Here is a 25535-nt window from a genome sequence, read left to right as displayed (position 1 = left end):
TGTCCCTATTGATGAGTTTCAAGGCCAGGCTCGGTCACAACCCCGTGCACAGCGACCGGTCTGATCCAGATCCAGTAGGCCAGCGACAGCAGTGCCAGCCAGCCCACTCCCACATACAGCGCCAGGCGTGTGTCGGTAAAAGCCCCCAGCACGACAAAGATGAACAGCATGAAAACCACGGCGCAGGCCTGGCCGGCGATTCCCAGGGGCACCGGAAACTGCAGCTCGCGGACTTCTCGGGTTGTCAGGCTCCGGCGCATGGCAATCTGCGACAGCAGGATCATCAACCAGACCCAGACCACGGAAAACGTCACCAGGGAAGCAAAGATCAGGAACAGTCGCTCCGGCACCCAGTAATTGAGGAGCACTCCCAGCAGCAGCGCCAGCGACATCACCAGCACCGTCATCCAGGGCACGCCGAAGCGTGAGGTTTTGGCAAATACCGCCGGCGCCTGACCGATGGCTGCCATGCCGTACATCATGCGGCCGGCACTGAAGATATCGCTGTTGATGGCCGACACCACTGCCGAAATCACCACGATGTTCAGCACCGTGGCCGCCGAATCTATCCCCAGGCTGCTGAAGATCTGCACGAACGGGCTGCCATGGCTGCCGATGCTCGACCAGGGGGCCAGCGTCAACAGGATCAGCAAGGTGAACACGTAGAAGATCAGGATCCGCAATGGCACGGAGTTGATGGCCTTGGGAATCATGCGTTGCGGATCCTTGGCCTCACCGGCAGTGATGCCTATGACTTCGATTCCGCCAAAAGCGAACATGACAATGGTGAAGGAGGCGATCATGCCCTCGACGCCATTCGGGAAAAAACCGCCGTACTCCCAGAGATTGCCCAGCCCTCCACGGCTTTGTTCGCCTCCGAGCTGGATGCCGAAGAACAGCAGGGTAAAACCGCCGACGATCATGGCCACGATGGCGCCCACCTTGAGCATCGACAGCCAGAACTCCAGCTCGCCGAACACCCGGACGCTGCACAGGTTCAAGGCGCCGATCCCCAGGACGATGCTCAGTACCCAGATCCACCTGGGGGTTTCGGGAAACCACAGGCCCATGTAGACGCCAAAGGCGGTGACGTCCGCCAGGCACACCATGAGCATCGAGAAGGCGTAGCTCCAGCCGGTCAGGAAACCCGGGAAACGCCCCAGGTAGGTGCTGGCGTATTGTCCGAAGGAGCCGGAAACCGGTGTCCTCACCGCCATTTCCCCCAGGGCGCGCATGGTCAGGTAGATGGCCGCTCCGCCAATCAGGTAGGCCAGCAGAACCGAAGGGCCGGCCCGTTGGATCGCCGCCGCCGAACCGTAGAACAGGCCCGTGCCGATGGCAGAACCCAACGCAATGAAGCGGATATGCCGGGTACTCAAGCCACGGTGCAATGCAGAATTCGCGTTAGCCATTTCTATTCCTTGAATGCCGGACCGTTTCCTCAGGTGTACAAACCTGTCCATCCACCAGGATGCAAATCAGGTACCACTTGGGAAACTCACTAAAAAACGGCAAAAAGACCGTTTTTTGCGGAAAAACAAGGAAAAATGCCCCATCTTCGAAAGAGGGTTGTTACTCAAGACCGCAGCTTGGTCAACTGACGCGCGGGAGGGGGGTAAAGGTAACGTCGCTCTCCCCTGGGCCGGTAAAAATCGCAAAATCTGCAAATCTGCCGTCGCTACAGTGGAGTGCCAAGGAGGCCTTATGAAACCTGCAACCCGAATCCATTACGGCCAGCGCATGGAGCCGGTGCTGCGTTGGCTGGCAAGCCATCCAAACAGCGATCCGGACCTGTACCACCTGGCGGACCTGGCCTGTATGTCGGCTTACCACTTTCACCGCATTTACCGCGCGATGATGGGAGAAACGCTGAACGCCACGGTGCAACGGATGCGCATGCATCTGGCCGCCGCGGCGCTGGCAGGTACCCGAGAGGACCTGGCCGAGGTGGCCTTGCGTGCCGGGTACGAATCGGGAGCAGCCTTCAACCGGGCATTCTCTGGCGTTTTCGGGTTGCCACCAGGGCGTTATCGCGCAACCCGTTCCCGTCCTTTCGACCCCAAGGAGTCAAATATGTACCCCATTACCGTTGAACATTTCCCCGGCGTTGTCCTGGCGGCATTGCCTCATCAGGGTTCCTATCAGGAAATCGGTCCGGTGTTCGCCCGTGTGTTCATGTTGGCCGCCAGCCAGGGGCTCATGCACCCGACCGCCTGCGGGTTCGGTGTGTATTTCAACGATCCCGAGCAGGTTCCGACCGAGCAATTGCGTTCCCTGGCCGGAGTTTGTGTCGCGCCTGATGCCGATCTGGGTGAAACGCTGGAAAGGTTCGAAATCCCTCAAGGGCGCTACGCCATCCTGAATTACGTTGGTCCCTACAACGAGATGGGCAAAGCCTATGCCTGGATGTTCTCCGAGTGGCTGCCGGACAGTGGCCTGACGCCGGGGAATTTTCCGATGTTCGAAGAGTACGTAAACGATCCGCGCACCACCCCGCCCGCACAGCTGCAGACACGAATCTACCTGTCAGTGGAGTAAATCCGAGCGCTACCGGCAGGGCTGTGGATAACCTCTGCCGGAGCCCTTTGCGGGGGTCTCTACTTGCCGATGCAGAAACTGGAGAAGATTCGCCCCAGCAGGTCATCGGAACTGAAGGCACCGGTGATTTCCCCCAGCGATTGCTGAGCCTGGCGCAGGTCCTCGGCCAGCAGTTCGCCGGCACCGGCCAGGGTCAGCTGTGCCCGGCCATGTTCCAGGGCGGCACTGGCGTAGCGCAGTGCCTCCAGGTGCCGACGGCGTGCGCTGAAACTGCTTTCGGACGTCTGCTCATAACCCATGCAGGCTTTCAGGTGGTCGCGCAGCAGCTCGAGCCCGCTACCGGCAGCCATGGCACTGAGGCTGATGGTGACGTGGCCGTCATCACAGGTTTCCAGGGCGATGGGTTCGCCGGTCAGATCGGCCTTGTTGCGAATCAGGGTGACCTTGGCCGGGTCTGGCCGCTGCTCGAGAAACTCCGGCCACAGGGCGAAGGGGTCCGCCGCTTCCGCCGCGGTGGCGTCCACCACCAGCAACACCCGGTCGGCCTCGCTGATGGCCTTGAGTGCCCGTTCGACACCGATTTTTTCCACCTGGTCCTCGGTATCCCGCAGGCCGGCAGTATCCACCACATGCAGTGGCATGCCATCGATGTGGATATGTTCGCGCAGGATGTCCCGGGTGGTGCCGGCGATATCGGTGACGATTGCCGCCTCGCGTCCGGCCAGGGCATTGAGCAGGCTGGATTTGCCGGCATTGGGACGACCGGCGATGACCACGGTCATGCCGTCACGCAGCAAGGCGCCCTGCCCGGCTTCACGCAGTACTGTGGATAACTCATCGCGCACCGCATCGAGCATGCTCAACACATGGCCATCGGCGAGGAAATCGATTTCCTCCTCGGGAAAATCAATCGCCGCTTCGACATAGATCCGCAAAGCGATCAGCTGCTCGGTCAAGTTATGCACACGCTGGGAGAAAGCCCCCTGCAACGAACGCAAGGCGTTGCGCGCAGCCTGTGCCGAACTGGCTTCGATCAGGTCGGCAATGGCTTCGGCCTGGGCCAGGTCGAGCTTGTCGTTGAGGAATGCACGTTCACTGAATTCTCCCGGCCGGGCCAGGCGGCAGCCCAGTTCCAGGCAACGCTGCAGCAGCATGTCGAGAACAATCGGGCCGCCATGGCCCTGCAGTTCCAGGACGTCTTCCCCGGTGAAGGAGTTCGGCCCCGGAAAATACAGGGCGATGCCCTCGTCCAGAACTTCTTCCCCTGCACTGAGAAACGGACCGTAATGGGCAAACCGCGGCTTGAGTTCACGGCCGCTGATGGCCTTGGCCGCCATGCCCGCCAGGGGGCCGGAAATCCTTACGATACCCACGCCGCCGCGGCCTTGGGCGGTGGCGATGGCGGCGATGGTTTCACGAGGGACATTCATAACCCGACATCCAGACAAAAGTGACAGATAGCAAAACGCCCCACTAGGGGGCGTCTTGTGTGGTTATCCACAGCGTAGGTCAGGCAGCCGCTTTCTTGGTGGCCGCTTCGATCTTACGAGTGATGTACCACTGTTGAGCGATCGACAGGCAGTTGTTCACTACCCAGTACAGCACCAGACCGGCCGGGAACCACAGGAAGAAGAAGGTGAAGATGATTGGCATCATTTTCATCACCTTGGCCTGCATCGGATCCGGAGGTGTCGGGTTCAACTGCTGCTGGATGAACATGGTGGCGCCCATGATGATCGGCAGGATGAAGAACGGATCCTTGATCGACAGGTCGGTAATCCACAGCATGAACGGCGCCTGGCGCATTTCCACGCTTTCCAGGAGAACCCAGTACAAGGACAGGAAGACCGGCATCTGCACCAGGATCGGCAAGCAGCCGCCCAGCGGATTGATCTTCTCTTTCTTGTACAGCTCCATCATCGCCTGGGACATTTTCTGACGATCGTCGCCGAATTTTTCCTTCAGCGCGGCCAGTTTCGGGGCCACGGCACGCATGCGCGCCATCGACTTGTAGCTGGCAGCCGACAGTGGGAAGAAGATCCCCTTGATCAGCATGGTCAGGAAGATGATCGACCAGCCCCAGTTACCCACCAGGCTGTGGATATGTTGCAGCAGCCAGAAGATCGGCTGGGCGATGAACCACAGGAAGCCATAGTCGACAGTCAGTTCCAGACCTGGGGACAACTCTTTCAGCACGGCCTGGCTTTTCGGACCGGCGTACAGGATGGCGCTGGTTTCGGCCTTGGCGCCTGGAGCAACGGTCATCGAAGGGCCGGTGTAGCCGATGATGTAGTTGCCTTTGCTGTCCTTGCGCGCCAGAACCTGGTTGTTTTCGCCCTTAGGTGGAATCCAGGCGGTCACGAAGTAGTGTTGCAGCCAAGCGACCCAGCCACCCTGAACATTTTCAGTGATCGGGGCCTTGGTTTTATCCTCGTTCACCTTGTCCATGTCTTTCATGGACACTTTTTTGTACGGCTCGGAACTTGTCCACAGGGCGGCGCCCAGGTAAGTCGCGGTGCCGGTGGCGGTGCTGGAGGATGGATCGGAACTGGCGTCACGCTTGAGCTGGGCAAACATTGCACCGGTCCAAGGTTGTGCGCTTTCGTTGTCGATCAGGTAGGAAACGGTGATGTCATACAGGCCACGTTTCAGGGTGAAACGCTTGATGTAGTGGACGCCGTCCTTGCTGAACTTCAGGTCGACCACCAATTGGTCCTGACCGTCAGCCAGTTGATAACTTTTCTTCTCTGCCGAGTAGATTGGGCGACCGGCTGGGTTGGCATCCGGGCCGCTGCTGCCAATCAGGCCGCTCTGCGCCAGGTAAGTCCGCTCGTTGCCGTTATCGAACAGCTGGAACGGGATTTCCGGGTGATCCTGCCGGCGTGGATACAGTGGTAGACGCAGTTGCGCGATATCCCCACCTTGTGGATCGACAGCCAGGTCGAGCACATCCGTTTTGATCTGAATGAGATCTTTGCTTGCAGCAACGGGCGCTTCAGCCGGTGCAGTGGTGTCGCTTGCTGCGCGCGGAATATCGTCGTTGGCAGCGGAAGTGCCATTTGGCGTGTCCGGCAAGCCCGGAGTGGTCGTGCTGGAAGCAACATTCTGAGTCGGCAGGGCAGCCTGGCCATAATCCTGGTTCCATTTAAGAACCATGACATAGGACACGATTGCCAGGGCGACGATCAGGATCGTGCGTTTGATATCCATGATTACTCGGCCATCGAAGAAGAACGGGAGGTAGGGATAGGTGGAACCGGGTCATAACCACCGGGATTCCACGGATGACAGCGACCTAAACGACGAAAGGTCAGCCAGCCACCGCGCAGAAGGCCATGATTTTCGATGGCTTCTAACGCGTAGCAGGAACAACTGGGGTAGAAACGACAGTGATTGGCCATCAGAGGACTAATGGCATAGCGGTAAAACTGGATCGGAACGAGTGCCAGTTTACGCATCAGGACTGTCTACCCCTACAGTTTCGGATTTGACTGCTGGTTCCGGCTTGTTGCGTGCCAGACGTTTCCAGAGCTTGCCGAAATGCTGAATCAATTCGGGGTTTTCTACATCGCCCAAACCTTTGCGCGCGACGATAACGATATCCCATCCGACCAGTGAATCCTGGTGGAGACGAAACGATTCGCGCATCAGACGCTTGAGGCGATTGCGCTCAACGGAGAGCTTTACGCTCTTTTTCCCGATCACGAGCCCCAGACGGGGATGATCCAGGTCGTTGTTGCGCGCAAGGAGCAGGAGATTTTTCCCCGGAACCTTGCCGGTAGGGGAGTCAAAGACCGCCTTGAAGTGCCGGGGTGTAAGCAGACGCTTTTCCCGACTGAAGTCCTGACTCACCTCCAGTGCCGGATTATCAAACTGCCAGACGCGCACGACCTTTGGCGCGACGACGCGACAGGACGGCACGACCGTTCTTGGTAGCCATGCGAGCACGGAAACCGTGGGTACGAGCGCGTTTGATAGTGCTTGGTTGGAAAGTACGTTTCATGTCGTGTTACCTGGTTCGTCCACAACGGGCCGGAATGGCCCCCGTTTTAAGAGATCGGCGATTCTAGAGAAAGCAAGCCTCTAGGTCAATTTCCAACCAGCTTTTCCTTTATCTATGTATGTCCGGGGACGGGGTTGTGAGCCAGGGTCAGGTAGATATAAAAATAAAGAAGGAAAGTATTTAAAGCTTTTCTGTAAAGCTTATAAAGGCTAGGGACGGCACCTTCTGTGGATAACTGGCTTAAGCCCTTCTATTCCGTACTGTACAGAGAATGACAACACGGTTGAGAAACGGTGTCCTCCCTGTGCTGCGCTATCGGAAAACCTGTGCGTGGAACGAGCAGTTATCCACAGGCGACTTACCCACAGCGTTTCGACCCGAGTTGTGCAACGACCTCAAGTGGGGTTATCCACAGAGCTTATGCACATACCGCTGGTCGTGTTTATTCGGGGTAAGACGTTGATTCTTAGTGTCCTGAGGGCACGCTACATGTGGATAAGTGGGCGGCTGATCGCTACAATGGCCGCTTGTTTTTGCCTCACCGGCTTTCAACTTAGGGGATATCCGTGTCAGTGGAACTTTGGCAGCAGTGCGTGGAGCTTCTGCGTGATGAGCTGCCTGCCCAGCAATTCAACACTTGGATCCGTCCGCTACAGGTCGAAGCCGAAGGCGACGAGTTGCGTGTTTACGCACCGAATCGTTTTGTTCTCGATTGGGTCAACGAAAAGTACCTGGGGCGCGTGCTCGAGCTGCTGGATGAACACGGCAACGGCAGTGCGCCGGTTCTTTCCTTATTAATAGGCAGCAAACGCAGTTCGGCGCCTCGCGCTGCACCTAATGCGCCACTGGCCGCCGCTGCCTCGCAAGCGCTGCAAGCGGCAGCGGCCAATGCCACCCCGGCGGCGGCTCCTGCGCCCACTCCGGCACCCACTTCCGCTCCGGCCAAGAAAGCCGCGGCGCAGAAGAGTGCCGAGGTCAGCGAAGAACCCTCTCGTGACAGCTTCGACCCGATGGCGGGCGCCAGCTCGCAGCAGGCACCGGTACGCGCCGAGCAACGTACCGTCCAGGTGGAAGGTGCGCTCAAGCACACCAGTTACCTGAACCGCACCTTCACCTTCGAGAACTTCGTCGAGGGCAAGTCCAACCAGCTGGCCCGCGCGGCGGCCTGGCAGGTGGCAGACAACCCCAAGCATGGCTACAACCCGTTGTTCCTGTATGGCGGCGTCGGTTTGGGTAAGACCCACTTGATGCACGCTGTGGGTAACCACCTGTTGAAGAAGAACCCGAATGCCAAGGTCGTGTACCTGCATTCCGAGCGCTTCGTGGCGGACATGGTCAAGGCGTTGCAGCTCAATGCCATCAACGAATTCAAGCGCTTCTACCGTTCGGTCGATGCGCTGCTGATCGATGACATTCAGTTCTTCGCCCGCAAGGAGCGTTCCCAGGAAGAGTTTTTCCACACCTTCAACGCCCTCCTCGAAGGCGGCCAGCAGGTGATCCTCACCAGCGACCGTTATCCGAAGGAGATCGAGGGCCTGGAAGAGCGCCTCAAGTCCCGCTTCGGCTGGGGCCTGACGGTGGCGGTCGAGCCGCCGGAACTGGAAACCCGGGTCGCGATCCTGATGAAGAAGGCCGACCAGGCCAAGGTCGAACTGCCCCACGATGCGGCGTTCTTCATTGCCCAGCGGATCCGCTCCAACGTCCGTGAACTGGAAGGCGCGCTCAAGCGGGTCATTGCCCACTCGCACTTCATGGGCCGCGACATCACCATCGAGCTGATTCGCGAATCCCTGAAGGACCTGTTGGCCCTGCAGGACAAGCTGGTGTCTGTGGATAACATCCAGCGCACCGTCGCCGAGTACTACAAGATCAAGATTTCCGATCTGCTGTCCAAGCGACGTTCGCGTTCGGTGGCCCGCCCGCGTCAGGTGGCCATGGCCCTGTCCAAGGAACTGACCAACCACAGCCTGCCGGAAATCGGCGATGTGTTCGGCGGCCGCGACCACACCACGGTGCTGCACGCCTGCCGCAAGATCAATGAACTTAAGGAATCCGACGCGGACATCCGCGAGGACTACAAGAACCTGCTGCGTACTCTGACCACTTGATGACTCCAACGCAGCTTATTAAGGCAAGGGACTAGACCATGCATTTCACCATTCAACGCGAAGCCCTGTTGAAACCCCTGCAACTGGTCGCCGGCGTCGTCGAACGTCGTCAGACCTTGCCGGTGCTTTCCAACGTGCTGCTGGTTGTCGAAGGCCAGCAACTGTCGCTGACCGGTACCGACCTGGAAGTCGAGCTGGTCGGTCGTGTGCAACTTGAAGAGCCAGCCGAACCGGGGGAAATCACCGTTCCCGCGCGCAAGCTGATGGACATCTGCAAGAGCCTGCCCAACGACGCCCTGATCGACATCAAGGTCGACGAGCAGAAGCTGGTGGTGAAGGCCGGACGTAGCCGCTTCACCCTGTCGACCCTGCCGGCCAACGACTTCCCGACTGTGGAAGAAGGCCCGGGCTCGCTGACCTGCCAGCTGGAACAGAGCAAGCTGCGTCGCCTGATCGAGCGCACCAGCTTCGCCATGGCCCAGCAGGACGTGCGCTACTACCTCAACGGCATGTTGCTGGAAGTGTCTGCCGGGATCATTCGCGCCGTGGCCACCGACGGTCACCGTCTGGCCATGTGCTCGATGCAGGCGGATATCGGTCAGCCCGATCGTCACCAGGTGATCGTGCCGCGCAAAGGTATCCTGGAACTGGCACGCCTGCTCACCGAGCCGGACGGCAACGTCAGCATCGTCCTGGGCCAGCACCATATCCGCGCCACCACCGGCGAGTTCACCTTCACTTCCAAACTGGTGGACGGCAAGTTCCCGGACTACGAGCGCGTGCTGCCAAAAGGCGGTGACAAGCTGGTATTGGGCGACCGTCAGGCCCTGCGTGAAGCCTTCAGCCGCACCGCGATCCTGTCCAACGAGAAGTACCGCGGCATCCGTCTGCAACTGGCCAATGGTCAGCTGAAGATCCAGGCCAACAACCCGGAGCAGGAAGAAGCGGAAGAAGAAGTGGGCGTGGAATACAACGGCGGCTCGCTGGAAATCGGCTTCAACGTCAGCTACCTGCTGGACGTACTGGGCGTGATGACCACCGAACAGGTTCGCCTGATCCTGTCCGATTCCAACAGCAGTGCGCTGGTGCAGGAATCCGACAACGACGACTCGGCTTACGTTGTCATGCCGATGCGCCTGTAATCATGCTCAGCAGAAGCTAGATGTCCCTCAGTCGCGTCTCGGTCACCGCGGTGCGCAATCTGCACCCGGTGACCTTCTCCCCCTCTCCTCGCATCAACCTTCTCTACGGCGCCAACGGCAGTGGCAAGACCAGCGTGCTGGAAGCCATCCACCTGCTGGGGCTTGCCCGCTCGTTCCGCAGCGCCCGCCTGTTACCGGTGATCCAGTACGAGCAACTGGCCTGCACCGTGTTTGGCCAGGTGGAGTTGGCCCAGGGCGGACACAGCAACCTGGGAATATCCCGGGATCGCCAGGGGGAGTTCCAGATCCGCATCGACGGGCAGAATGCCCGCAGCGCCGCTCAGCTGGCGGAAATCCTGCCGCTGCAGTTGATCAACCCGGACAGCTTTCGCCTGCTGGAAGGCGCTCCCAAGATCCGCCGGCAGTTCCTGGACTGGGGAGTGTTCCATGTGGAACCGCGCTTCATGTCCACTTGGCAGCGCCTGCAGAAGGCCCTGCGGCAGCGGAACTCATGGCTGCGGCATGGTACACTTGACGCCGCTTCGCAAGCGGCCTGGGACCGGGAACTGTGTCAGGCCAGCGCTGAAATCGATGAATACCGCCGCGCTTACATCAAAGCCTTGAAACCAGTCTTTGAGCGGACCTTGGGCGAGCTGCTGCAGCTCGAGGGCCTGACGCTTAGCTATTACCGTGGTTGGGACAAGGACCGAGAGCTCAGTGAAGTGCTCGCGACCGCCCTGCACCGTGATCAGCAAATGGGTCATACCCAGGCCGGTCCACAACGTGCTGATTTGCGTCTGCGCTTAGGCGGACACAACGCCGCGGACATCTTGTCCCGTGGCCAGCAGAAGTTGGTGGTCTGTGCCTTGCGCATTGCCCAGGGGCACCTGGTGAGCCAGGCCCGTCGCGGTCAGTGTATTTATCTGGTGGATGACTTGCCGTCCGAGCTGGACGAGCAGCACCGCCGCGCACTTTGTCGCTTGTTGGAAGACTTACGCTGCCAGGTGTTCATCACCTGTGTAGACCACGAATTATTGAGGGAAGGCTGGCAGACGGAAACGCCAGTCGCTTTGTTCCACGTGGAACAAGGCCGTATCACCCAGACCCACGACCATCGGGAGTGAAGGCATGAGCGAAGAAAATACGTACGACTCGACCAGCATCAAGGTGCTGAAAGGTTTGGATGCCGTACGCAAACGTCCCGGTATGTACATTGGCGACACCGATGACGGCAGCGGTCTGCACCACATGGTGTTCGAGGTGGTCGATAACTCCATCGACGAAGCGCTGGCCGGTCATTGCGACGACATCAGCATCATCATCCACCCGGACGAATCCATCACCGTGCGCGACAACGGTCGCGGCATCCCGGTGGATGTGCACAAAGAAGAAGGCGTCTCGGCGGCCGAGGTCATCATGACCGTGCTTCACGCCGGCGGTAAGTTCGATGACAACTCCTACAAGGTTTCCGGCGGCCTGCACGGCGTGGGTGTATCGGTAGTGAACGCTCTGTCCGAAGAGCTGATCCTCACCGTGCGCCGCAGCGGCAAGATCTGGGAACAGACTTACGTCCACGGTGTTCCGCAAGAGCGGATGAAGATCGTTGGCGACAGCGAAACCACCGGTACCCAGATCCACTTCAAGCCTTCGGCTGAAACCTTCAAGAACATCCACTTCAGCTGGGACGTCCTGGCCAAGCGGATTCGTGAACTGTCCTTCCTCAACTCCGGTGTCGGCATCGTCCTCAAGGACGAGCGCAGCGGCAAGGAAGAACTGTTCAAGTACGAAGGCGGCCTGCGTGCCTTCGTTGAATACCTGAACACCAACAAGACTGCGGTCAACCAGGTGTTCCACTTCAATATCCAGCGTGAAGACGGCATCGGCGTGGAAATCGCCCTGCAGTGGAACGACAGCTTCAACGAGAACCTGTTGTGCTTCACCAACAACATTCCTCAGCGCGACGGCGGCACCCACCTGGTGGGCTTCCGTTCGGCCCTGACCCGTAACCTGAACAACTACATCGAGCAGGAAGGCCTGGCCAAGAAACACAAGGTCGCCACCACCGGTGACGACGCACGTGAAGGCCTGACCGCAATCATCTCGGTGAAGGTGCCGGATCCGAAGTTCAGCTCCCAGACCAAGGACAAGCTGGTGTCTTCCGAAGTGAAGACCGCGGTCGAACAGGAAATGGGCAAGTACTTCTCCGACTTCCTGCTGGAAAACCCCAACGAAGCCAAGTTGGTGGTGGGCAAGATGATCGACGCTGCCCGTGCTCGTGAAGCGGCGCGTAAAGCCCGTGAAATGACCCGCCGCAAAGGCGCCCTGGATATCGCCGGCCTGCCGGGCAAATTGGCGGACTGCCAGGAAAAAGACCCGGCCCTGTCCGAGCTCTACCTGGTGGAAGGTGACTCTGCTGGCGGTTCCGCCAAGCAGGGACGCAACCGCAAGACCCAGGCGATCCTGCCGCTCAAGGGCAAGATCCTCAACGTCGAGAAGGCACGCTTCGACAAGATGATCTCCTCGCAAGAGGTGGGCACCCTGATCACCGCGCTGGGCTGCGGCATCGGCCGCGAAGAGTACAACATCGACAAGCTGCGTTATCACAACATCATCATCATGACCGATGCTGACGTCGACGGTTCGCACATCCGTACCCTGCTGCTGACCTTCTTCTTCCGTCAGTTGCCGGAGCTGATCGAGCGCGGCTACATCTATATCGCCCAGCCGCCGCTGTACAAGGTCAAGAAAGGCAAGCAAGAGCAATACATCAAAGACGACGACGCCATGGAAGACTACATGACCCAGTCGGCTCTGGAAGATGCCAGCCTGCACCTGAACGACGAAGCTCCGGGGATCTCCGGCGAGGCGCTGGAGCGCCTGGTCAACGACTTCCGCATGGTGATGAAGACCCTCAAGCGCCTGTCGCGCCTGTACCCGCAGGAGCTGACCGAGCACTTCATCTACCTGCCGGCCGTGACCATGGAGCAACTGTCCGACCACGCCGCCATGCAGGATTGGCTGGCCAAGTACGACGCCCGCCTGCGCACGTCCGAGAAGTCCGGGCTGGTCTACAAGGCCAGCCTGCGGGAAGACCGTGAACGTAATGTCTGGCTGCCAGAGGTCGAGCTGATCTCCCACGGCCTGTCCAACTACGTCACCTTCAACCGCGACTTCTTCGGCAGCAACGACTACAAGACCGTCGTCTCCCTCGGCGCTCAACTGAGCACCCTGCTGGACGAAGGCGCGTATGTTCAGCGCGGCGAACGCAAGAAAGCCGTCACCGAGTTCAAGGAAGCCCTGGACTGGCTGATGGCGGAAAGCACCAAGCGCCACACCATCCAGCGATACAAAGGTCTGGGCGAGATGAACCCTGACCAGCTGTGGGAAACCACCATGGACCCAAGCATGCGCCGCATGCTCAAGGTGACCATCGAAGACGCCATCGGCGCCGACCAGATCTTCAACACCCTGATGGGTGATGCGGTCGAGCCTCGTCGCGACTTCATCGAAAGCAACGCCCTGGCGGTGTCCAACCTGGACTTCTGATCCGCAGCGGCACCTCAAAAGCCAACGCCTAGCGTTGGCTTTTTTTTGCGCGGACATCACGGTGTTGTCTGTGGATCATGTAGCTGTTCTGCTTAACAGGAAGGCAAGGAGCCTATGAGTCGATTCAAGATTTCTCCATGGCTGTCCAGTTCCGGTGGCCCCTTGGTGGTGATAGGTGAAGGCTTGGCCGGTATGTGGCGTGGCCTCGACGGCCATCCCTCGGATTACCACAGGGCGTGTCAGATTGATGACTATGCCGGCCGGCTGGAGGGTGTCGATGGCGACATTCTTGTCCTGGGTGACGAGCCTTTGGACACGGCGATTGCCACGGCAGACAACGCCTTGCTGATTATCCGATGGATTTGCGCCCCTTCTGAGGCCGAGGTGCTGGCGCAGCTTGAGCGGCTTGAGTTTGGATCACTTACCCCGATCGAGCGGTTGAGTATTGATTGGTCAAGCGACGCGCTGGTGCTGTTTGATGGGGTCGACGGGTTTGATCCACAGGCGTGTCTGCGCCTTCAACTGTTGTCGCCGCATAGCGAGGTATCGACATTCCGCTACCAGCCCACGCCCGATACCGCCCTGTTGATCCACCAGATAGTGCCTCGTCAGTGGGTCCATCCGTACTGAGGTTCAGGTGCCGCGCAGCGCAGGTGCACAGGGATATTTTTATAAAATGCTGGGACGACTTTTTCTATCCGTCCGATGAGAATACGGTCCTGGTCATGCTGAATAGCGCAGAGGTCATATTTTCCTTCGAGGAAAACTTCTTTTACGGGCAGTTTGTGAGGCCCATGGCGGCGCCTCGGTGAGAAGGAATGGATACCTCGACAGCACAGTTTCACAAGATCATTTTCAAGCTCACCGTCGATGCCGACGGTTACCCACCGGTGGGGTATGAATCGATGTGGGGCATTCAACGCGGCGCAGGTGTCTATGAGTTGGATAACACGCCCTGCTATCTCTACGGCGTGAGCAAGGGGGACTGGGTGCTGACTCGCGCCGATGCCCACGAGTTGATCGCGACTGGCGTGGTGCGGCAATCCGGGCACTCGACGCTGCGGGTTTTTGCCGAGCGCGAGTCGGAGCGCTCGAGCATTGTGCAGCACCTGCGCAGCCTTGGCGCCCGGTGCATGCTTACCCGGGGCCTGTCGCTGTTCACCGTGGACATCGCGCCCGAGGTCAGTTTTTGCGCCATCGACCACTACCTGTCTTCCATCACCGACGACCAACATATCGCTTATGAAGATGCCTGTTTGCAGCACGGGGACATTGATCCTGCGCGCATGAGCGAGTGCTTGTCGCTGGCTTCACTTGAGGTTCAAGCATGACCGTTGAATGGCCTGCCAATTATTTCAGCGCAACCCTGGAGGACGATGTCTGGCTTGTGGCTTTTGCCGATACCGCCGACGAGCCCGAGCACTACCTGTTGTTGCAACGCAGTACCGAATGCGACGAACAGGACGCCGCCCTGGGCCAGGACACCTACCACCTGGAAATCTCCAGTCCTGCCCTCTCCGGCTATGGCGGGGTTGCGCAAGTGCGTATCGAACAGGAGCGCATCATTTTCAGCATGGACAGCTCCGTCACCTGGTGTGCGGGCCTGGATCGGCTGGTGCTGTTGCTGGCACCTGAACTGCAGGACGATCCGGCCATCGAACAGGCGCTTGGAGCGGTGTTCATCGAGCAGTCGACCCCGCTACGCGGCTGAGCCCGGCTCGGCTCTTTTCACCCTTTGAAAAAACAGCAATCGCGCGGAAATTTGTGATGGATGATGAAAACCAGGAAATATCGATTCGCGTGGTCGCGGGGCAAAACGACCGTGGCCCGGTCTATGAGCCGCTGCATGTACGGCGGATCGATGACGACAGCTACGAGATTCTCTACTCACCGGGGCTGACGCTGAACCTGGCCAAGGGCGACATTATCTCGATCAAGGACCCCCAGGCCCCCGCCGTGGTGATCAAGCGTGGCGGCAACTTCTGCATTCATATTTATGCGGATTACATCCCCGAGGACGACATTACTGCCCTGGCGGCGGATGTGGCCTCCGAACTGGGCGGCATGCTCGACGGGCGCTACAAGGGCAATCTGACCTTGTCGGTGCCGGCGCGAAACGGCATGGACAACATCGCGCGGTTCTTCAACCGTTTCCGCGAGACCACGGGCATCGAGTGGTACTACGCCAACATCTACAAGAACCTCGATGACACCGATGACGAGACCTTGCTCGATTGGTGGCTGGACCAATGAACGAAAGACAGCAGCTTGTCTGTGAGCGCTACGACCTCGCTCCCCAGGCGCCGGAGCCGATGATCGCACTGGCCACTCATTCCCTGGCGCAGTCGCCCATCTACGGCACCCGGGTCGAGTTGCCGGAGAACGGCACGATCAGTTGGTTTATCCACTGCGGCGAACATTCCACCGCCGTGGATTTCTATCAGCCTCTGTGCACCGAGCATCTGCTGGAGCTGTTGCCGGAGGTGATCGATTACCTGTACCTGCCGAGCGGGACGCGTTTCATCATCGACCGCGACGGCTATGAAGATGTCTGGCAGGACCCGGAGTGATATCCAGCCGCTTTTGACGGCCAGCGGTCAGTGGCCCTGCTGGTCGGGCGACGCGACGCTTTCCAGCCGGTAGCCATAGCCGTAGATGGTCAGCAGCTGCCAACCGCGATCCGCGGTCAGCCCCAGTTTGTTGCGCAAGCGGTAGATGTGGGTGTCCAGGGGCCGTGAGGAAGCGATTTCCTCATGGGTCCAGAACCGTTCGTACAGGTACTCCCGCGACAGTGGCCGGCCCAGGTTGGCGAACAGGCAGCGGGCCAGGCGGTATTCGCGTTCGGTCAGGCTGATGGGGGCCCCGGCGCGGGTCACGGTGAGTTCGGCATCGTCGAAGGTCAGGTCGTTGAAGCTCTGGCGCTCTTCGCTGCCGTTGCGCTGCAAACCGTGGCGGCGCAGCACCGCATTGACCCGGGCCTTGAGTTCGTTGGGACGAAACGGTTTGCTCAAGTAGTCGTCGGCGCCGGTGTTCAGGGCCTGGACAATATCGCTCTCGGCGTCGCGGCTGGTGAGCATGATGGCGGCCGGAGGGGCATCCATGTGTTCCCGAGTCCAGCGCAGCAACGACAGACCGCTGAGGTCCGGCAGTTGCCAATCGAGTATCAGCAGGTCGAAGGTTTCCCGCCGGAGCTGACGTAGCAGGTCTTCGCCCCGTTCGAAGCGATGCAGGGTCCAGGCGGCTTCACCGGGGCCGGGAATTTCTCGCAGTGTCTGTTCAACCCGTGCCAGTTCTGCGGGTTCGTCATCCAGTATCGCGACACGCATGCCAGGCAGTTCCTTATGGTTCGAAGAGCCCCTGAGGCAGAGATCCAAGCGGCTTCAGGCTGGGGGAAGTTTAGGTGTCTTGCCTGATTCTGAACAATTATGGCGATTTGCTCTTGAGCCCCTGCTCCCTCGGTACGCTGATATCAAATAGCCGGTAAGGCACCTGGAGCACGGGTGCCTGGGGGGCTATCGCAGCAGCACGATACCGGCTCGCTCAAGCAAGGAAAAGAACCATGGGGAACATGTTCAGCAAAGGCCAGGTCGCGCTGGTCAGAATGTTCAACGGCGATGATCCGCTGCGCCTGGTCAGCTTGATGCTGGCGGCTTATCTGGGGATCAGTGCCAGCGGGTTGCCGTCGTCGTCCGCCTCCTGCTGTGAGGCCGCCAAGGTCGAGGCTTACTCGACGGCGGCCTCGCCCGCCCGCCATGAAACCAGCCAGACCCTGGATGCCGAACCACTACTGGACCGGACAGCCCTGCCCGCGGATTGGCAGTCACCGGCACCCCGCTGGGTCTTTTAGAGGGCGAGGCGATGATTCTGAACAAATATTGCAAAACCGCCCCGACCGCTCCCGCGGCGCTACATTGGCTCTCGCTGAGTGGCACACGGGGGCACCTGGAAGTGCTCCGACACAGGGAGTGTCAACCGCCAGGCTGGCGGCACAACGCGCGCTTGCGTGCGTCGTTGAAGGGGAATACAGGGAGTGCCTCCTCAGGACTTTGGGCCGGGCGACCTGTCGCCCCGGTTCCGACACAGGGACGTGTCACTTTCTTTGCTTGCTGTGCTCTTCCCTCCCGGTGCCGATTCGCCCCCTCTGCCTGGGCGATGCCCTGCAGCACCCGGCTTTCTGCCCATGCGCTGCCTCAGGTATGGTGCGTAGGATTTCGCCGTGGTTTTCCCAAAGGCTCAAAGCATATTCATGAATGACCTCTGCCCTTCTCCGTCCGTTGGCCGGTTGCAGGTGGCGTGCGCCGCAGTGCTGCTAGCGGGGCTGATCCTGCCATCCTGCGCCTTGCAGGCTGCCCCGCAACGCCTTCCCTACCTGGATGACAACCAGCAATGCCGAGGCCAGCCCTTGCCGGCTACCGTCGAGCACCTGACGGGCGATGCCTGGAAACTGGACGCCAAGGGCCGCGAGGTGGCCCTGGAGGAAGGCATGAGCATCGATGAGAAAGAAGGGGTGAAAACCTCGCCATCGGCGTTCGTCAGCCTGTCCCTCGGGGACGGTTCGCGCGTGGTACTGCCCTCCAGTTCCCAGGTCACCCTGCAACTGAACACGCAATACAGCATTCCTCAGGTGGTCCTGGAACAGGGCCAGATCGAATCCTATGTGATCAAGCGCAACAGCGACCACGACCGTTTCCAGATCGTGACCCCCGTAGGCGTGTTGGGGGTGCGGGGGACTCACTTCCGAGTGCGCAATGACGATCAGCAATCCCTGGTGGAAGTGCTCAACGGCCAGGTGGCGGTGAGCCGCGACGAGCAGCCGCCGAGCAAGACTGCTCGGCGCTCCGGCAAGCATGTTGTGGATAAACCTGCCGGCCCGCTGCCGGGGGAGGTCCAGGTCATGGCGCGCCAGGGATTGCGCATTCAGAAGCAGGGCGAGCTCAAGCCGGTGGAGCTGCTGGCTGCGCCCCGGCTGCTGGGACAGGCCGGGCAAACCGGCGCCCTGCCCGTCTGGCAACTGATCCTGCAACCGTTGCCGGGTGCCCGTCGCTATCGGGCCCAGGTGGCCACCGACAAGGATTTCCTCAACATCAAGCAGGAACAGTTCTCCAGCACCCCGGAAGTGAACTTCACTGGCCTGAAGGCGTTTTTCTATCATGTACGGCTCTCGGCGTTCGACGAGCATGGCCTGGAAGGAGAAACCGGGGTCTATGACATCTTCTACTACCCCAGGACCACTCGTGTTCAATAAGCCGTCGGCGGGCCGTCGATGAGTTTCTGGAAGCAGAGGGCCAACGGCCGTGAACCGACCCAGGCCCAGCGTCTGTTTCGCCGCCTGGTACGTGAATGGCTGTGGGTTGGCCTGATACTGCTGCCCCTGACGGCCTTGCTGTCCCTGAGCCAGGGCCTGGCGTTGAACAATCTGTTCTATGACAACCTGCGACGCTTTACCCCGCTGCCGGTCGATCCGCGCATTCTGTTGGTGACCATCGACGACTACAGCCTGCAGCAACTGGGACGCTGGCCCTGGCCCCGGACGATGCATGGACAGTTGCTGGACCGGCTGACGGACGCCAAGGTCAAAGGCGTGCTGTTCGATGTGATCCTCAGCGAGCCCGGCAGCTCTGTGGAAAACGACACCCGGTTGGCCGCCGCCCTGTGCCGCGCCGGCACGGTGTTCCTGCCGGTGCTGCGCGAGGGGGTCGCTCGCTATGGCCAGGACCTGGAGGAAATCCCTCCGGTGCCGGTGCTGCGTCACTGCGCCCGGGGCCTGGGGCATATCAACGCGCAAGCGGATGCCGACGGTACCGTGCGCAGCGTCTACCTGCGCGAAGGTCCGCAGCAGGCGCCGCGGGCGCAGCTGACCTGGTTGCTCTACCAGCTCACCGAAGCCGATCCGCTGTCGCCGCTGATGCCGGGCCCGGAGACTCCGCAGGTGGCCCGGGGCTGGCTGCGAGCCAACCCGGTACGTATTGCCTTTATCGACAAGGCGGCGGGCTTTCCCAGCGTGCCCTATGTCAGCGTGCTGCGTGGCGAGGTGCCCGCCGAGTTGCTGCGTGATCGGCTGATCCTGGTCGGTTCCACCGCCCCGGGGCTGGGCGACCGTTATGTCACCCCGCAATCCGGCAGCCAGGGCACCACGCCGGGGGTGGAGATCCAGGCCAACCTGCTCAATGGGCTTTTGCAGCACCGCAGCATCGTCGACCTGGGCCAGTGGTCGGGGATGCTGTTGTCCATGGCCCTGACCGCCGCCTTGCTCGGGTTGTTGCTCTGGCGGCCGCGTCACGCCTTGTGGATAACCCTGGGTTGCATGGGCCTGGCGCTCTTGGGATCGGTGCTGATGCTGCGCCTGGGCTACTGGTGGTCGCCGGTGGCCAGCCTGCTGGGCATGCTGCTGGCGTACCTGATCTGGAACTGGCGGCGGCTGAGCGTGATCCTGGCCTACTTCGGCTGGGAGCTGGAGCGCCTGGACAGCGAGCCCAAGGTGTTGCCGGAGCGCCGTCGTAGCCAGACCCCCGCCGGTGATGTGCTGCAAGGGCAGATCGTTGCCCTGGAACAGGCCCTGAGCCGGACCCGGGATACCCGGCGCTTTATCGCCGATGGCCTGGAGTACCTGCCGGTGGCGACCCTGATCAGTGATCCGGACGGCAAGATTCTGCTGGCCAACCGCAATGCCCGGGACGTGTTCGCCCACTCCCTGGTGGGGCAGCCCTTGATTGCGCAGTTGGCCGCCCTGGGTTACCCGGGCCTGACGGACGGGGCCCCGGTCCCGAGCCTGGGACAGTTGCCGGCCCTGGAGTTTCGCGACGTCCGGCAGCGCAGCCTGCGCATGGAACTGGCGCCCCTGCTGCCGGTGGACAGTGACAACGCCATCGGTTGGTTATTGAGCCTTACCGACCTCAGCGTCGAGCGGGACGCCGAGCAGCAGCGTGGCGTGCTGCTGCGCTTTCTGTCCCACGACCTGCGCGCGCCTCACTCGGCGATCCTCGCGCTGCTGGATGTGCAAAGCCGCCAGCCCTCGCCGCCCGGGCAGGTCTACAACCAGATCGAGCAGCAGGTGCGCCGGGCCCTGGAGCTGACCGAGGCTTTCGTGCAATTGGCCAAGGCCGAGTCGGAGGCCTATCAGTTCGCGCCGAGCATGTTCGCCATGTTGGTGCTGGATGCCTTCGACCAGGCCACCACCCTGGCCCAGCTGAAGCAGATCCGCCTGCTGCATGACCTGGATGAAGACAATGAAGGCATGATCCTCGCGGACCAGTCGCTGCTGACCCGGGCCCTGTTCAATCTGCTGGAGAACGCTATCAAGTACAGCCCGCAGGGCTCCACGGTTCATGTTGCGGTGAGCTGTGCCGAGGGCTGGCTGCGCTGCGAGATCGCCGATCAGGGCCAGGGGATTGCCGCGGCGGACCTGCCCCAGCTGTTCGGCCAGTACCAGCGCTTTGCCTCGGCCCAGGGCATCGATGGTCTGGGCCTGGGGCTGGCCATGGTCAAGGCGGTGGTGGACCGGCACCAGGGACGGATCAGCTGTCGCAGCGAGGTTGGCCAGGGCTCCTGTTTCATCCTTGAGCTGCCTCTGTTGCAGGACTGAAGCCATTGGGATTGAACGGGCGAAAAAAAACCGGCTGCGAGGCCGGTTTTTTTGTGTCTGAAAAACTTATGCACGTTTTTCCACATTTTATTAGCTTGGGAAATATGCATATAAATCAGTTATTTATAGGTGGATTTCCGCCGCTGTGAGAAAAGTCGTACACAGGTTATCCACAGAAGCTCATACAGCAACCTTATCCGTGGAAGTGGCCAATGGTGGCAATGAGCCCATATCCCGCTGGGCCTGTTCATTCCAGGCCGCCACCCGGTCATTGAGCTCGGCGATGGCGCGCGGCCCGCTGCCTTCGGCGTACATCGGTGCGCCAATGGTCACGGTGATGGTGCCCGCGCGCTTGGCCCAGCCGGTCTTCGGCCAGAACTTGCCGGCGTTGTGGGCCACCGGCAGCACCGGCAGGTCGGCGTTCACCGCCAGGGCGCTGCCACTGCGGGAGAACTTGCCAATGGTGCCGTAGGGGACGCGGGTGCCTTCCGGAAAGATCAGCACCCAGACATTGTCCTTGAGCAGTTCGTCGCCCTTGCTCGCCACCTGCTTGAGCGCGGCCTTGGGGTTGTCGCGGTCGATGGCGATGGGGCGCAGCATGGCCATGGCCCAGCCGAAGAACGGCACATACAGCAACTCACGCTTGAGGACCTGGCTCAAAGGCTCGAAATAGGCCGAGAGGAAGAAGGTCTCCCAGGTGCTCTGGTGATTGGAGACGATCACGCAGGGCCGCTCCGGGACGTTTTCAGCGCCCTGCACTTCTACGCGAATGTTCAGAAATACCTTGGTCAGCCACAGCGCGCAGCGACACCAGTAGACGTTGATAAAGCGATAGCGCGCCTTGAATGGCAGGAACGGCGCGATAAAAAAGCTCAGGGAGCACCACAGCAAGGAACTGGTGCCCAACAGCAGGTAAAAGAAGAAGGTTCTGATGGCCTGCAGGATCGACATAGCGGCATTTACCATTGCGGGCATGCCCGCCTGTTAAAAAGCGCTCTCCCGAACAGTCCTTGGTCAGGATGCCAGAAGGGGCCTAATTGTGGATAAGTTCAGCGGCAACGGCCGCCAGGTCGTCAAAAATCAAGGTGCCAACCGGCAGGGTTTTCCCCAGAGTCTTTTCGCCTTTCCCGGTCTTTACCAAAACTGGCTGAGAGTCGACGGCTTTTGCGGCCTCCAGGTCACCGATACTGTCACCGACAAACCATAGACCTGTCAGTTCTGCCTGGTAATGCTCGGCAATGGTTTGCAGCATGCCCGGTTTCGGTTTGCGACAGGCGCACCCTTCGTCGGGGCCATGGGGACAATAGACGATCAGCCCGACCTCGCCGCCCTGCTCCGCCACCAGCTCGCGCAGGCGCGCGTGCATGGCATCGAGGGTGGCCAGATCGTAGTAGCCGCGAGCGATGCCGGACTGGTTGGTGGCGACCGCCACCGTCCAGCCGGCCTTGCTCAACTGCGCTATGGCTTCGATCGAGCCGGGGATTGGAATCCACTCCTGCACCGATTTGATGTAGGCATCGGAGTCGTGATTGATCACGCCGTCCCGGTCGAGTATCAGCAGTTTCACAGCCTTTCCTTACCTGATCAGCTCAGCACCGAAATGTCCGCCACACCCAGGAACAGGCCCCGCAGACGCGCCAGCAGCGCATAGCGGTTGGCCCGCACCTTGGCGTCCTCGGCATTGACCATCACCGCCTCGAAGAAGGCGTCCACCGGCTCGCGCAGGGCGGCCAGGCGGGCCAGGGTCTCGCTGTACTGACGCGCTGCGGCCATCGGCTGTACGGCCTGGTCCGCCTGCTGGATCGCCGAGTACAGGGAGAACTCGTTGGCGTTGTCGAAGTACTTGGCTTCGACGGTGGTTGGCACATTGCCTTCGACCTTGCTCAGCAGGTTCGACACGCGCTTGTTCACCGCGGCCAGGGCGGCGGCTTCCGGCAACTTGCGGAAGGCCTGCACGGCTTGCACGCGCTGGTCGAAGTCCAGGGCCGAGCCCGGCTTCAGGGCACGTACCGACAGGTAGGTGGCCACATCCACGCCTTCGTCTTCGTAACGGGCACGCAGACGGTCGAAGATGAACTCCAGCACCTGGTCGGCCAGGCCGGCGGCCTTGACCTTGCTGCCGAAGGCGCTGACGGCGAAGGCCACGGCGTCGTTCAGGTCGAGATCGAACTTCTTCTCGATCAGGATCCGCAGCACGCCCAGGGCCGCGCGACGCAGGGCGTAGGGGTCCTTGCTGCCGGTGGGCAGCATGCCGATGCCGAAGATCCCCACCAAGGTGTCCAGCTTGTCGGCGATGGCCACGGCGGCACCGGTCACGGTGCTTGGCAGCTCGGCGCCGGCGCCACGAGGCATGTACTGCTCGTTCAGGGCCAGGGCCACATCTTCCGGCTCGCCGTCATTGAGGGCGTAGTAGTAGCCGGCGATGCCTTGCATCTCCGGGAACTCGCCGACCATTTCGGTGGCCAGGTCGCACTTGGACAGCAGGCCGGCACGGGCCGCGCGCTGGGCGTCGCCGCCGATGCGCGGGGCAATGAAGGCCGCCAGCTTGGACACCCGCTCGGCCTTGTCGTAGACGCTGCCGAGTTTTTCCTGGAAGACCACGTTCTGCAGGCGCAGGTTGAAGTCTTCGAGCTTCTGCTTCTTGTCCTGCTTGAAGAAGAACTCGGCGTCGGTCAGGCGTGGGCGCACGACTTTCTCGTTGCCCTCGATGATCTGGCGCGGGTCCTTGCTCTCGATGTTGGCCACGGTGATGAAGCGCGGCAGCAACTTGCCGTCGACGTCCAGCAGGCAGAAGTACTTCTGGTTGTCCTGCATGGTGGTGATCAGGGCTTCCTGGGGCACTTCAAGGAAACGCTCCTCGAACGAGCACACCAGCGGCACCGGCCATTCCACCAGGGCGGTCACTTCGTCCAGCAGGTCCGCCGGGACGATCGCCGTGCCTTCCTGCAGGGTGGCCAGCTCCGCGGTGCGCTTGCTGATCAGCTCGCGACGCTCGTTGGCATCGGCCAGCACGTAGGCGGCACGCAGGTCGGCCAGGTAGTTGGCCGGCGAGGTGATGCGCACGCTTTGCGGGTGATGGAAGCGGTGGCCACGGGAATCGCGGCCGGCCTTCTGGGCCAGGATGGTGCAGTCGATGACGTCGTCGCCCAGCAGCATCACCAGCCATTGGGTCGGACGCACGAACTCTTCCTTGCGCGCGGCCCAGCGCATGCGCTTGGGAATCGGCAGGTCGTTCAGCGAGTCTTCGACGATGGTCGGCAGCAGGCTGGCGGTCGGCTTGCCCTTGATGCTCTGGCTGTAGCGCAGTTTCGGGCCGCTCTGATCGATCTCGCTGAGTTCGACGCCGCACTTCTTGGCAAAGCCCAGGGCTGCCTGGGTCGGGTTACCTTCGGCGTCGAACGCCGCCTGGCGTGGCGGGCCGTCGAGGTTGATGCTGCGATCCGGCTGCTGGGTGGCCAGCTGGGTGATCAGTACCGCCAGGCGCCGTGGCGCGGCGTACACGTGCTTGGCCTGAAAGCTCAGGCCGGCGCTCTGCAGGCCTTTCTCGATGCCGGCCAGGAAGGCTTCGGCCAGGGTGTTCAGGGCTTTGGGTGGCAGTTCTTCAGTGCCCAGTTCAACCAGAAAATCTTGCGCACTCATTGTGCCGCCTCCAACTTAGCCAACACTTCATCACGCAGGTCCGGGGTTGCCATGGGGAAGCCCAGCTTGGCCCGGGCCAGCAGGTAGGCTTGCGCCACGGAACGCGCCAGGGTGCGCACACGCAGGATGTACTGCTGGCGCGCAGTCACCGAGATCGCCCGGCGTGCATCCAGCAGGTTGAAGGTGTGCGAGGCCTTGAGGACCATTTCATAGCTCGGCAGCGGCAGCGGCTGATCCAGCTCGATCAGGCGCTTGGCTTCGCTTTCGTAGAAATCGAACAGTTCGAACAGCTTCTCGACGTTGGCGTGCTCGAAGTTGTAGGTCGACTGCTCCACTTCGTTCTGGTGGAACACATCGCCATAGGTGACCTTGCCGAACGGGCCGTCGGCCCACACCAGGTCGTACACCGAGTCCACGCCCTGCAGGTACATGGCCAGGCGTTCCAGGCCGTAGGTGATCTCGCCGGTCACCGGGTAGCACTCGATGCCACCGGCCTGCTGGAAGTAGGTGAACTGAGTCACTTCCATGCCGTTGAGCCAGACTTCCCAGCCCAGGCCCCAGGCGCCCAGGGTCGGCGATTCCCAGTTGTCCTCGACGAAGCGGATGTCGTGCACCAGCGGGTCCAGGCCCACGTGCTTCAGGGAACCCAGGTACAGCTCCTGGAAGTTCTCCGGATTGGGCTTCAACACCACCTGGAACTGATAGTAGTGCTGCAGGCGGTTGGGGTTTTCGCCGTAGCGGCCGTCAGTCGGGCGACGACTGGGCTGCACATAAGCGGCGTTCCAGGTTTCCGGGCCGATGGCCCGCAGGAATGTGGCGGTGTGGAAAGTGCCGGCGCCTACTTCCATATCGTAGGGCTGAAGTACCACACAACCTTGCTCGGCCCAGTACTGCTGGAGGGCGAGGATCAAGTCTTGGAAGGTACGCACGGCTGGCGTAGGCTGGCTCACGAAATTCACCTGTTACTTGGGCTGCGA

Annotated in this window: 24 protein-coding genes; 13 read left to right on the top strand and 11 right to left on the bottom strand. The window is 60.9% G+C overall.

Features of this window, described 5'->3' with window-relative positions; translation table 11 throughout:
* Positions 1 to 5: 5 nt before the first annotated feature.
* Positions 6 to 1412, bottom strand: a complete 1407-nt coding sequence (locus L1O02_RS30975) for an amino acid permease (protein WP_108544954.1) — start codon at positions 1410 to 1412, stop codon at positions 6 to 8.
* A 292-nt stretch (positions 1413 to 1704) separates the two neighbouring features.
* Between L1O02_RS30975 and L1O02_RS30970 the strand changes: the two genes are divergently transcribed.
* Positions 1705 to 2538 carry an AraC family transcriptional regulator gene (locus L1O02_RS30970; RefSeq protein ID WP_108544953.1) on the top strand — a complete coding sequence of 278 codons (834 nt, stop codon included), beginning with the start codon at positions 1705 to 1707 and terminating at the stop codon, positions 2536 to 2538.
* 59 nt (positions 2539 to 2597) lie between these two features.
* Here L1O02_RS30970 and mnmE read toward each other — a convergent pair whose 3' ends face one another.
* The 5 genes from mnmE to rpmH all read right to left on the bottom strand — a co-directional run bounded on the left by mnmE (position 2598) and on the right by rpmH (position 6541).
* Positions 2598 to 3968: a tRNA uridine-5-carboxymethylaminomethyl(34) synthesis GTPase MnmE gene (mnmE, locus tag L1O02_RS30965; RefSeq protein ID WP_060841852.1), complete on the bottom strand. Its 1371-nt coding sequence runs from the start codon at positions 3966 to 3968 to the stop codon at positions 2598 to 2600.
* Positions 3969 to 4047: 79 nt separating this feature from the next.
* Positions 4048 to 5748, bottom strand: a complete 1701-nt coding sequence (gene yidC / locus L1O02_RS30960) for a membrane protein insertase YidC (RefSeq protein ID WP_060841853.1) — start codon at positions 5746 to 5748, stop codon at positions 4048 to 4050.
* A gap of 2 nt (positions 5749 to 5750) precedes the next feature.
* Positions 5751 to 5996 (bottom strand): membrane protein insertion efficiency factor YidD, encoded by a 246-nt coding sequence (yidD, locus tag L1O02_RS30955; protein WP_003213574.1) that lies wholly within the window; start codon positions 5994 to 5996, stop codon positions 5751 to 5753.
* Positions 5989 to 6390 (bottom strand): ribonuclease P protein component, encoded by a 402-nt coding sequence (gene rnpA, locus L1O02_RS30950; protein ID WP_197662869.1) that lies wholly within the window; start codon positions 6388 to 6390, stop codon positions 5989 to 5991. Before rnpA ends, yidD begins: the two co-directional genes overlap by 8 nt.
* A 16-nt stretch (positions 6391 to 6406) precedes the next feature.
* On the bottom strand, positions 6407 to 6541 hold the full coding sequence (rpmH, locus tag L1O02_RS30945; RefSeq protein ID WP_003213577.1) for a 50S ribosomal protein L34: 135 nt from the start codon (positions 6539 to 6541) through the stop codon (positions 6407 to 6409).
* Between the two features lie 566 nt (positions 6542 to 7107).
* Between rpmH and dnaA the strand changes: the two genes are divergently transcribed.
* From dnaA to L1O02_RS30900, 9 genes are all read left to right on the top strand, one after another.
* Complete coding sequence (dnaA, locus tag L1O02_RS30940) at positions 7108 to 8649, top strand: chromosomal replication initiator protein DnaA (RefSeq protein ID WP_060842037.1); 1542 nt, start codon at positions 7108 to 7110, stop codon at positions 8647 to 8649.
* 38 nt (positions 8650 to 8687) lie between these two features.
* Positions 8688 to 9791: a DNA polymerase III subunit beta gene (gene dnaN / locus L1O02_RS30935; RefSeq protein WP_009046209.1), complete on the top strand. Its 1104-nt coding sequence runs from the start codon at positions 8688 to 8690 to the stop codon at positions 9789 to 9791.
* A 20-nt stretch (positions 9792 to 9811) separates the two neighbouring features.
* A complete protein-coding gene (gene recF / locus L1O02_RS30930; RefSeq protein ID WP_060836808.1) occupies positions 9812 to 10915 on the top strand; it encodes a DNA replication/repair protein RecF in 1104 nt (367 codons plus the stop codon).
* 4 nt (positions 10916 to 10919) lie between these two features.
* Positions 10920 to 13337 carry a DNA topoisomerase (ATP-hydrolyzing) subunit B gene (gene gyrB, locus L1O02_RS30925; RefSeq protein WP_060836809.1) on the top strand — a complete coding sequence of 806 codons (2418 nt, stop codon included), beginning with the start codon at positions 10920 to 10922 and terminating at the stop codon, positions 13335 to 13337.
* A gap of 114 nt (positions 13338 to 13451) precedes the next feature.
* Entirely contained in the window at positions 13452 to 13967 is a 516-nt protein-coding gene (locus L1O02_RS30920; protein ID WP_108544952.1) for an Imm21 family immunity protein, read from the top strand.
* Positions 13968 to 14155: 188 nt separating this feature from the next.
* Positions 14156 to 14668 carry a DUF4265 domain-containing protein gene (locus L1O02_RS30915; RefSeq protein WP_108544951.1) on the top strand — a complete coding sequence of 171 codons (513 nt, stop codon included), beginning with the start codon at positions 14156 to 14158 and terminating at the stop codon, positions 14666 to 14668.
* The gene (locus L1O02_RS30910) at positions 14665 to 15048 is read left to right on the top strand and encodes an Imm10 family immunity protein (protein WP_108544950.1); all 384 of its coding nucleotides are present in this window, start codon (positions 14665 to 14667) and stop codon (positions 15046 to 15048) included. The genes L1O02_RS30915 and L1O02_RS30910 overlap by 4 nt, the downstream gene beginning before the upstream one ends.
* 56 nt (positions 15049 to 15104) lie before the next feature.
* Positions 15105 to 15590 carry a DUF4265 domain-containing protein gene (locus tag L1O02_RS30905; RefSeq protein WP_108544949.1) on the top strand — a complete coding sequence of 162 codons (486 nt, stop codon included), beginning with the start codon at positions 15105 to 15107 and terminating at the stop codon, positions 15588 to 15590.
* A complete protein-coding gene (locus L1O02_RS30900; protein WP_181321588.1) occupies positions 15587 to 15907 on the top strand; it encodes a hypothetical protein in 321 nt (106 codons plus the stop codon). The genes L1O02_RS30905 and L1O02_RS30900 overlap by 4 nt, the downstream gene beginning before the upstream one ends.
* 27 nt (positions 15908 to 15934) lie before the next feature.
* Here L1O02_RS30900 and L1O02_RS30895 read toward each other — a convergent pair whose 3' ends face one another.
* Positions 15935 to 16663: a response regulator transcription factor gene (locus tag L1O02_RS30895; RefSeq protein ID WP_108544947.1), complete on the bottom strand. Its 729-nt coding sequence runs from the start codon at positions 16661 to 16663 to the stop codon at positions 15935 to 15937.
* A gap of 233 nt (positions 16664 to 16896) precedes the next feature.
* Here L1O02_RS30895 and L1O02_RS30890 point away from each other — a divergent pair, with 233 nt between their 5' ends.
* The 3 genes from L1O02_RS30890 (at position 16897) to L1O02_RS30880 (ending at position 20919) form a co-directional block, all read left to right on the top strand.
* Positions 16897 to 17184: a hypothetical protein gene (locus tag L1O02_RS30890; protein ID WP_060836817.1), complete on the top strand. Its 288-nt coding sequence runs from the start codon at positions 16897 to 16899 to the stop codon at positions 17182 to 17184.
* Positions 17185 to 17583: 399 nt separating this feature from the next.
* Positions 17584 to 18582 carry a FecR domain-containing protein gene (locus L1O02_RS30885; protein ID WP_060836818.1) on the top strand — a complete coding sequence of 333 codons (999 nt, stop codon included), beginning with the start codon at positions 17584 to 17586 and terminating at the stop codon, positions 18580 to 18582.
* 18 nt (positions 18583 to 18600) lie between these two features.
* Entirely contained in the window at positions 18601 to 20919 is a 2319-nt protein-coding gene (locus L1O02_RS30880; protein ID WP_235759338.1) for a CHASE2 and HATPase_c domain-containing protein, read from the top strand.
* Positions 20920 to 21099: 180 nt separating this feature from the next.
* Here L1O02_RS30880 and L1O02_RS30875 read toward each other — a convergent pair whose 3' ends face one another.
* The 4 genes from L1O02_RS30875 to glyQ all read right to left on the bottom strand — a co-directional run bounded on the left by L1O02_RS30875 (position 21100) and on the right by glyQ (position 25508).
* Positions 21100 to 21870 (bottom strand): lysophospholipid acyltransferase family protein, encoded by a 771-nt coding sequence (locus tag L1O02_RS30875; protein WP_060836820.1) that lies wholly within the window; start codon positions 21868 to 21870, stop codon positions 21100 to 21102.
* 82 nt (positions 21871 to 21952) lie between these two features.
* Positions 21953 to 22486, bottom strand: coding sequence for a D-glycero-beta-D-manno-heptose 1,7-bisphosphate 7-phosphatase (gene gmhB, locus L1O02_RS30870; protein WP_060842047.1), 534 nt, complete (start codon positions 22484 to 22486; stop codon positions 21953 to 21955).
* A gap of 17 nt (positions 22487 to 22503) precedes the next feature.
* The gene (glyS, locus tag L1O02_RS30865) at positions 22504 to 24558 is read right to left on the bottom strand and encodes a glycine--tRNA ligase subunit beta (protein WP_108544945.1); all 2055 of its coding nucleotides are present in this window, start codon (positions 24556 to 24558) and stop codon (positions 22504 to 22506) included.
* Complete coding sequence (gene glyQ, locus L1O02_RS30860; protein ID WP_003177094.1) at positions 24555 to 25508, bottom strand: glycine--tRNA ligase subunit alpha; 954 nt, start codon at positions 25506 to 25508, stop codon at positions 24555 to 24557. The genes glyS and glyQ overlap by 4 nt, the downstream gene beginning before the upstream one ends.
* Positions 25509 to 25535 lie beyond the last annotated feature (27 nt).

It is taken from the genome of Pseudomonas sp. BC42 (assembly GCF_021560055.1).
In the GTDB taxonomy this organism is placed as follows: Bacteria; Pseudomonadota; Gammaproteobacteria; order Pseudomonadales; family Pseudomonadaceae; genus Aquipseudomonas.
The sequence above is the reverse complement of the archived record's forward strand: the minus strand, read 5'-3'. Positions and strand labels throughout refer to the sequence as shown.